Raw genomic sequence first — 6,375 nt, 5'->3', positions numbered from 1 at the left:
GCGCGCGGCGCGGGCGCGCGCGCCGCCTGGGCCGAGCGGCTGGCGGCGAGCCCCGAGCGCAGCCGGTTCGAGGCGCAACTGTCCGGCACGGTCGACACCTCGGCGCTCGACGCGCACATCGCCGCCTTGCTCACCGCGCCGCAGAAGATCGCGACGCGCAAGGCCTCCGAACTCGCGCTGGCGGTGCTGACCGAGGCCGAGCCCAAGCTGATCGGCGGATCGGCCGACCTGACCGGCTCCAACTTCACCATCACCGGCGCCACCGCGCCGCTGACCCGCGACGATTATGCCGGGCGCTACCTTTATTACGGCATCCGTGAATTCGGCATGGCGGCGGCGATGAACGGCATGGCGCTGCATGGCGGCGTGGTGCCCTATGGCGGCACATTCCTGGTGTTTGCCGATTATTCGCGCCCGGCGATCCGGCTGGGTGCCATTCAGCACGCCCGCGTCGTGCATGTGATGACGCATGATTCGATCGGCGTGGGCGAGGATGGCCCCACCCACCAGCCGATCGAGCATCTGATGAGCCTGCGCGCCATTCCCGGGCTCGACGTGTATCGCCCGTGCGACGCGGTGGAGACGGCGGAATGCTGGGCGCTGGCGCTGGCACGCGCCGACGGCCCGTCGCTGCTCGCGCTCAGCCGGCAGAACCTGCCCCAGCTGCGCACCGAAGCGGCGGAGAACCGCTCGGAACGCGGTGCCTATCGCCTGCGTGCCGCCACCGCGCCGCGCCGCGTGGTGCTGGTGGCGACCGGGTCGGAAGTGTCGGTCGCGGTCGAGGTGGCCACGGCGCTGGAGGCACAGGGCATCGGCGCCGATGTCGTCTCCATGCCGAGCTGGGAACGGTTCTTCGCGCAAGACGCCGCCTATCGCCAGAGCCTGTTCCCCGACGATGCGCTGCGCGTCTCGATCGAGGCGGGCACGACCTTTGGCTGGGAACGCGTGATCGGCAGCGACGGGCTCGCCATCGGCATCGACCGGTTCGGCGCGTCCGGCCCGGCGGCTGACCTTTATGACTATTTCGGGCTGACGGCCGCTGCCGTGCTGCCCCTTATCATCGCCCGGCTTTGATCCGCCGGCGCCAGGGAGAGTGGAATGACCAAGGTTGCGATTAACGGTTTCGGGCGCATCGGCCGCCTGGTTGCACGCGCGCTGCTGGAAGCGGGCGACACCGGGCTGGAACTGGTGGCGATCAACGACCTGGCGGATGCCAAGGCCAATGCCTGGCTGTTCAGCCGCGACAGCGTGCACGGCAAATATCCGGGCACCGTCGCCGCCGATGGCGACCATCTGGTGATCGACGGCCACCGCATCCGCGTGACCGCCGAGCGCGACCCCGCCAACCTGCCCCATGCCGAGCTGGGCGTGGACATCGTGCTGGAATGCACCGGCTTCTTCACCGATCGCGCGTCGGCGCAGAAGCATCTGGACGCCGGCGCCAAGCGCGTGCTGATCTCCGCCCCGGCCAAGGGCGCGGACCTGACCGTGGTCTACGGCGTCAACCACGACAGGCTGGAAGCCGGCCACATCGTCGTCTCCAACGCCTCGTGCACCACCAACTGCCTGGCGCCGGTCGCCAAGGTGATGAACGACGCGTTCGGCATCGAGCGCGGGCTGATGACGACGGTGCACGCCTATACCAATGACCAGAAGATTCTGGACCAGGTGCACAGCGATCCGCGCCGCGCCCGCGCCGCCGCGATGAGCATGATCCCCACCACCACCGGCGCCGCGCGCGCGGTGGGCGAAGTGCTGCCCGAGCTGAAGGGCAAGCTGGACGGGTCGGCCATCCGCGTGCCGACGCCGGACGTCAGCCTGGTTGACCTGACCTTCACCCCAAAGCGCGACGTGACCCGCGACGAAGTGAACGCCGCGCTGAAGGCGGCGGCCGAGACCGGGCCGCTGAAGGGCATTCTCGATTATTCGGACGAGCCGCTGGTGTCGATCGACCTGCTGCACAACCCGGCCTCCTCCACCATCGACAGCCTGGAAACGGCGGTGATCGAGGGCAAGCTGGTCCGCGTCGTCAGCTGGTATGACAATGAATGGGGCTTCTCCAACCGCATGATCGACACCGCCAAGGCGATGGCGGCGTTCCTGTAAGCACGCGGAAAAGGGGCAGGGGGATGGCAACCATGGCAAGCGTGCGCAGCTTCCGGACGCTGGACGATATCGGCGAGGTAACCGGCCGGCGCGTGCTGGTCCGCGAGGATCTGAACGTGCCGATGGCGGATGGCCGGGTGAGCGACGACACCCGGCTGCGCGCCGCCGTGCCGACGCTGGCCGAACTGGCCGATCGTGGTGCCATCGTGCTGGTGCTTGCCCATTTCGGCCGCCCCAAGGGGCCGACGCCCGATCTGTCGCTGGCGCCGATTGCCCCGGCGCTGGCGGCGGTGCTGGGCCGGCCGGTGCGCTTTCTGGACTGGGAAGGCGCGGCGGCCGGCGCTGCCGCGCTCCAGCCGGGCGACATCGCGCTGGTCGAGAACACCCGCTTCTTCCCCGGCGAGGAGAAGAATGCGGACGAGGTGATCGACCGTTTTGCCGCGCTGGGTGACCTCTACGTCAACGATGCCTTTTCCGCCGCGCACCGCGCGCATGCCTCGACCGAGGGGCTGGCGCGGCGCCTGCCGGCCTTTGCCGGGCGGCAGATGGAGGCAGAGCTCGACGCGCTCGACGCGGCGCTGGGCACGCCGCAGCATCCCGTCGCGGCGGTGGTGGGCGGCGCCAAGGTCTCCACCAAGCTCGACGTGCTGCGCCATCTGGTCGGCCGGGTCGATCATCTCATCATCGGCGGCGGCATGGCCAACACCTTCCTGGCCGCGCGCGGCGTGGCGGTGGGCAAGTCGCTGTGCGAGCATGATCTGGTGGCGACCGCCGAGGCGATTTTCGAAGCGGCAGAGGCCGCGCGCTGCACCATCCACCTGCCCTATGACGTGGTGGTGGCGAAGGAATTCGCCGCCAATCCGCCATCGTTGCGCACCTGCAACGTGCATGAAGTGGCCGCCGACGAGATGATCCTCGACATCGGCCCGGCCGCGGTGGAGGCACTGGCAGACGTGCTGAAGACGTGCCGGACCTTGGTGTGGAACGGCCCGCTCGGCGCGTTCGAGACGCCGCCCTTCGATGCCGCCACGGTCGCGCTGGCGCGCACGGCAGCGGCGCTGACGGCCGAAGGATCGCTGGTGTCGGTGGCGGGCGGTGGCGACACCGTCGCCGCGCTCAACCAGGCCGGCGTGGCCGGCAGTTTCAGCTTCGTCTCCACCGCCGGTGGCGCGTTTCTGGAATGGATGGAGGGGCGCACGCTGCCCGGCGTCGCCGCGCTCAGCCACGCATGACGGGGGCGCCCCGGCAGATTTTCGGCACGCCGCTGATCGTGACCGAACTGCCCGGGGCGGACGCCATCAATCCCGCGCTGGAGGCGCTGATCCTCGACGCGCGGGCGCGTGATACCGGCGTCGTCCGCTCCAATGCGGGCGGCTGGCATTCCGATACGCAATTTCTGCGCTGGGCGGGCGACGCCATCGTGCCGGTCGCGCGCGCGATGATCGCGGCGGCCGATGCCGCGACCGAGGATCTGCAGGCGCAGCCCGGCATGCGGCGCGGCTGGATGATGGAAGGCTGGGCCAATGTGAACCCGCCCGGCGGCGCGCACAATGTGCCGCACAGCCATGGCGGCAGCTATTGGTCGGCGGTCTATTATGTGCGCGTCGATGCAGGCGAGGGCGGCGCGCTCGTCTTCCACGATCCGCGCTCACCGATGATCGAGATGCACGCGCCGATGCTGCGCTTTCGCGGCGGCAATGGCGAGCAGCAGCTGTCGGTGCAGCCGCGCGCGGGGCAGCTGATCTTGTTCCCGGCCTGGCTGGTCCATTCAGTAACCCCCTGGCAGGGCGAGGGGTTGCGCATCTCGATCGCGGTGAACCTGAGCGCGAACACCAAGCTCCAGCCGGTGGCGTGAGCGTGCCTGATTGGGGCCAGCCGCTGCACGGGGCATTGCCGCCTTGCCTTGCCCCCGCTAACAGCCGCGCAACGGCATTTGCATTGCATCAGGGGAGCAGCATGACACCGACCGTAAAGGCCATTCTTGCCAATTATGAATCCGACAATCCCGGCGTAAAGGCCAATCTGGCGCGTATCCTGATGCAGGGGCGGCTGGGCGGCACCGGCAAGCTGATCATCCTGCCCGTCGACCAGGGGTTCGAGCATGGCCCGGCGCGCAGCTTTGCGGTGAACGAGGCGGCGTATGACCCGCATTATCATTTCCAGCTGGCGGTCGATGCCGGGCTGTCGGCCTATGCCGCACCCCTGGGCATGCTGGAAGCCGGCGCGGACAGCTTTGCCGGGCAGATCCCCACCATCCTGAAGCTCAATTCGTCCAACAGCTGGGCGACCAGCATCAACCAGGCGCTGACCGGCGGCGTGGATGACGCGCTGCGGCTGGGCTGCGCGGCGATCGGCTTCACCATCTATCCGGGTGCCGACGACGTGTTCGAGATGATGGAGGAGATCAAGGAACTGCGCGCGGAAGCCGCCTCGGTCGGCATTGCCACCGTCATCTGGTCCTATCCGCGCGGGGGCAAGCTGTCGAAGGAGGGCGAACTGGCGCTCGACGTCGGCGCCTATGCCGCGCACATGGCGGCGCTGCTCGGCGCGCACATCATCAAGGTGAAGCTGCCCACCGCCCATATCGAACAGAAGGACGCGGTGAAGGCCTATGAGGGCGGCGACTGGTCGACCCAGGCCAAGCGCGTGGCGCATGTGGTGAAGAGCAGCTTCAACGGCCGCCGCATCGTGGTGTTCTCGGGCGGCGCGGCCAAGGGCGCGGACGCCGTCTATCAGGACGCGCGCGACATTCGCGACGGTGGCGGCAACGGCTCGATCATCGGCCGCAACACCTTCCAGCGCCCGCGTGACGAGGCGCTGGCGATGCTCGACCGGCTGGTCGGCATCTACAAGGGCGAGGAAGCCTGAGCCTGTTCGACCTTGCCGGCCGCACCGCGCTGGTCACCGGCGCGGGGCGCGGGCTGGGGTTCGAGATTGCGCGCGCGCTGGCCGGGGCCGGCGCGCGCGTGCTGCTGAACGGGCGTGACGCGGGCGCGCTGGCGGCGGCGGCGGCGGTGATCGGCGAGGCGGCGGTGCCGGCCGCGTTCGACATTGCGGCGCCGGATGCGGAGGCGCATGTTGCAGCGCTTGCTGCGCAGCATGGGCTGGATATCCTGGTCAACAATGTCGGCCAGCGCGACCGGCGCGCGCTGTTCGACTTCGCGCTGGATGAGGTGCGCGCGCTGACCGAGACCAACCTGATCGCCCCGTTCGTGCTGGCGCGTGCGGCGGCGCGGCACATGGTGGCGGCGGGCACGGGGCATGGCCGCATCATCAACATCACCTCCATCGCCGGGCCGATTTCGAACAGCGGCGACGCGGTCTATACCATGGCCAAGGGCGGGCTGGCCGCGCTCACCCGCGCGCTCGCCGCCGAACTGGGGCCGGCGGGAATCACCGTCAACGCAATCGCGCCGGGCTTCTTTGCCACCGAAGCCAATCAGGCGATGATCGACAATCCGGACATTGCCGCCTGGCTCGACCGGCGCACCAGCCTGAAGCGCTGGGGGCAGCCATCGGAAATTGCCGGGGCAGCGGTGTTTCTGGCCAGCGACGCGGCCAGCTATGTCACCGGGCAGACGATCACCGTCGATGGTGGCTATCTGGCGCATTTCTAGCGTGGCGGAAGGACAGGGCGATGACCGACTGGGCGCGTGTTGACGACTATATCGCCGGCCGGCTGCTGGGCGAGGATGCAGTGCTTGCCGCCGCGCTCGCCGCCAATGCCGCCGCCGGCCTGCCGCCCATCGATGTGAGCGCGACCCAGGGCAAAATGCTGCACCTGTTTGCGCGCAGCATGAACGCGCGGCGCATATTGGAGATCGGCACGCTGGGCGGTTATTCGACGATCTGGCTGGCGCGCGCGCTGGGCGCGGGCGGGGCGCTGGTGACGCTGGAGCTGGAGCCGCACCATGCCGATGTGGCGCGCGCCAATATCGCGCGCGCTGGCCTGGCCGACCGGGTGACCATCCATGTCGGCGCGGCGCTGGACAGCCTCGCCGCGCTGCCGCGCACGCCGTTCGACCTGGTGTTCATCGATGCCGACAAGGAAAATGGCGCCAATTATGTGCGCGCCGCGCTTGACGGGCTGACCCGGCCGGGCAGCGTCATCATCGTCGACAATGTGGTGCGCGAGGGTGCGGTGATCGACCCTGCCGACCCCGACCCGCGCGTCATCGGCACGCGCGCGCTGTTCGACTATGTCAGCGCCGAACCGCGCCTGACGGCAACCGCCGTGCAGACCGTGGGCGCGAAGAAATGGGACGGTTT

General features: G+C 69.3%; 7 protein-coding genes. All 7 read left to right on the top strand.

The features are described 5' to 3' along the window. The coding region (locus K2Y03_RS03285) for a transketolase C-terminal domain-containing protein (RefSeq protein WP_294088245.1) at positions 1 to 1,074 on the top strand (1,074 nt) is incomplete at its 5' end. 24 nt (positions 1,075 to 1,098) lie between these two features. Next, positions 1,099 to 2,106: a type I glyceraldehyde-3-phosphate dehydrogenase gene (gap, locus tag K2Y03_RS03280; RefSeq protein ID WP_294088244.1), complete on the top strand. Its 1,008-nt coding sequence runs from the start codon at positions 1,099 to 1,101 to the stop codon at positions 2,104 to 2,106. Positions 2,107 to 2,138: 32 nt separating this feature from the next. Then, a complete protein-coding gene (gene pgk / locus K2Y03_RS03275) occupies positions 2,139 to 3,338 on the top strand; it encodes a phosphoglycerate kinase (RefSeq protein ID WP_294088248.1) in 1,200 nt (399 codons plus the stop codon). Then, complete coding sequence (locus tag K2Y03_RS03270; RefSeq protein ID WP_294088242.1) at positions 3,335 to 3,961, top strand: TIGR02466 family protein; 627 nt, start codon at positions 3,335 to 3,337, stop codon at positions 3,959 to 3,961. Before pgk ends, K2Y03_RS03270 begins: the two co-directional genes overlap by 4 nt. A 101-nt stretch (positions 3,962 to 4,062) precedes the next feature. After that, entirely contained in the window at positions 4,063 to 4,974 is a 912-nt protein-coding gene (locus tag K2Y03_RS03265) for a class I fructose-bisphosphate aldolase (protein WP_294088240.1), read from the top strand. A gap of 2 nt (positions 4,975 to 4,976) precedes the next feature. After that, complete coding sequence (locus K2Y03_RS03260; protein WP_294088246.1) at positions 4,977 to 5,723, top strand: SDR family oxidoreductase; 747 nt, start codon at positions 4,977 to 4,979, stop codon at positions 5,721 to 5,723. A gap of 20 nt (positions 5,724 to 5,743) precedes the next feature. Continuing rightward, positions 5,744 to 6,375: O-methyltransferase (locus tag K2Y03_RS03255; RefSeq protein WP_294088238.1), on the top strand; the 632-nt coding region annotated here is incomplete at its 3' end.

The sequence above is a fragment of the Sphingomonas sp. genome (assembly GCF_019746015.1).
Lineage (GTDB): Bacteria > Pseudomonadota > Alphaproteobacteria > Sphingomonadales > Sphingomonadaceae > Sphingomonas.
The sequence above is the reverse complement of the archived record's forward strand: the minus strand, read 5'-3'. Positions and strand labels throughout refer to the sequence as shown.

Excerpts from the sequence above, each read along its gene's own strand:
- gap (WP_294088244.1), top strand. The coding sequence starts at position 1,099 with ATGACCAAGGTTGCGATTAACGGTTTCGGGCGCATCGGCCGCCTGGTT.
- pgk (WP_294088248.1), top strand. The coding sequence starts at position 2,139 with ATGGCAAGCGTGCGCAGCTTCCGGACGCTGGACGATATCGGCGAGGTA.
- K2Y03_RS03270 (WP_294088242.1), top strand. The coding sequence starts at position 3,335 with ATGACGGGGGCGCCCCGGCAGATTTTCGGCACGCCGCTGATCGTGACC.
- K2Y03_RS03265 (WP_294088240.1), top strand. The coding sequence starts at position 4,063 with ATGACACCGACCGTAAAGGCCATTCTTGCCAATTATGAATCCGACAAT.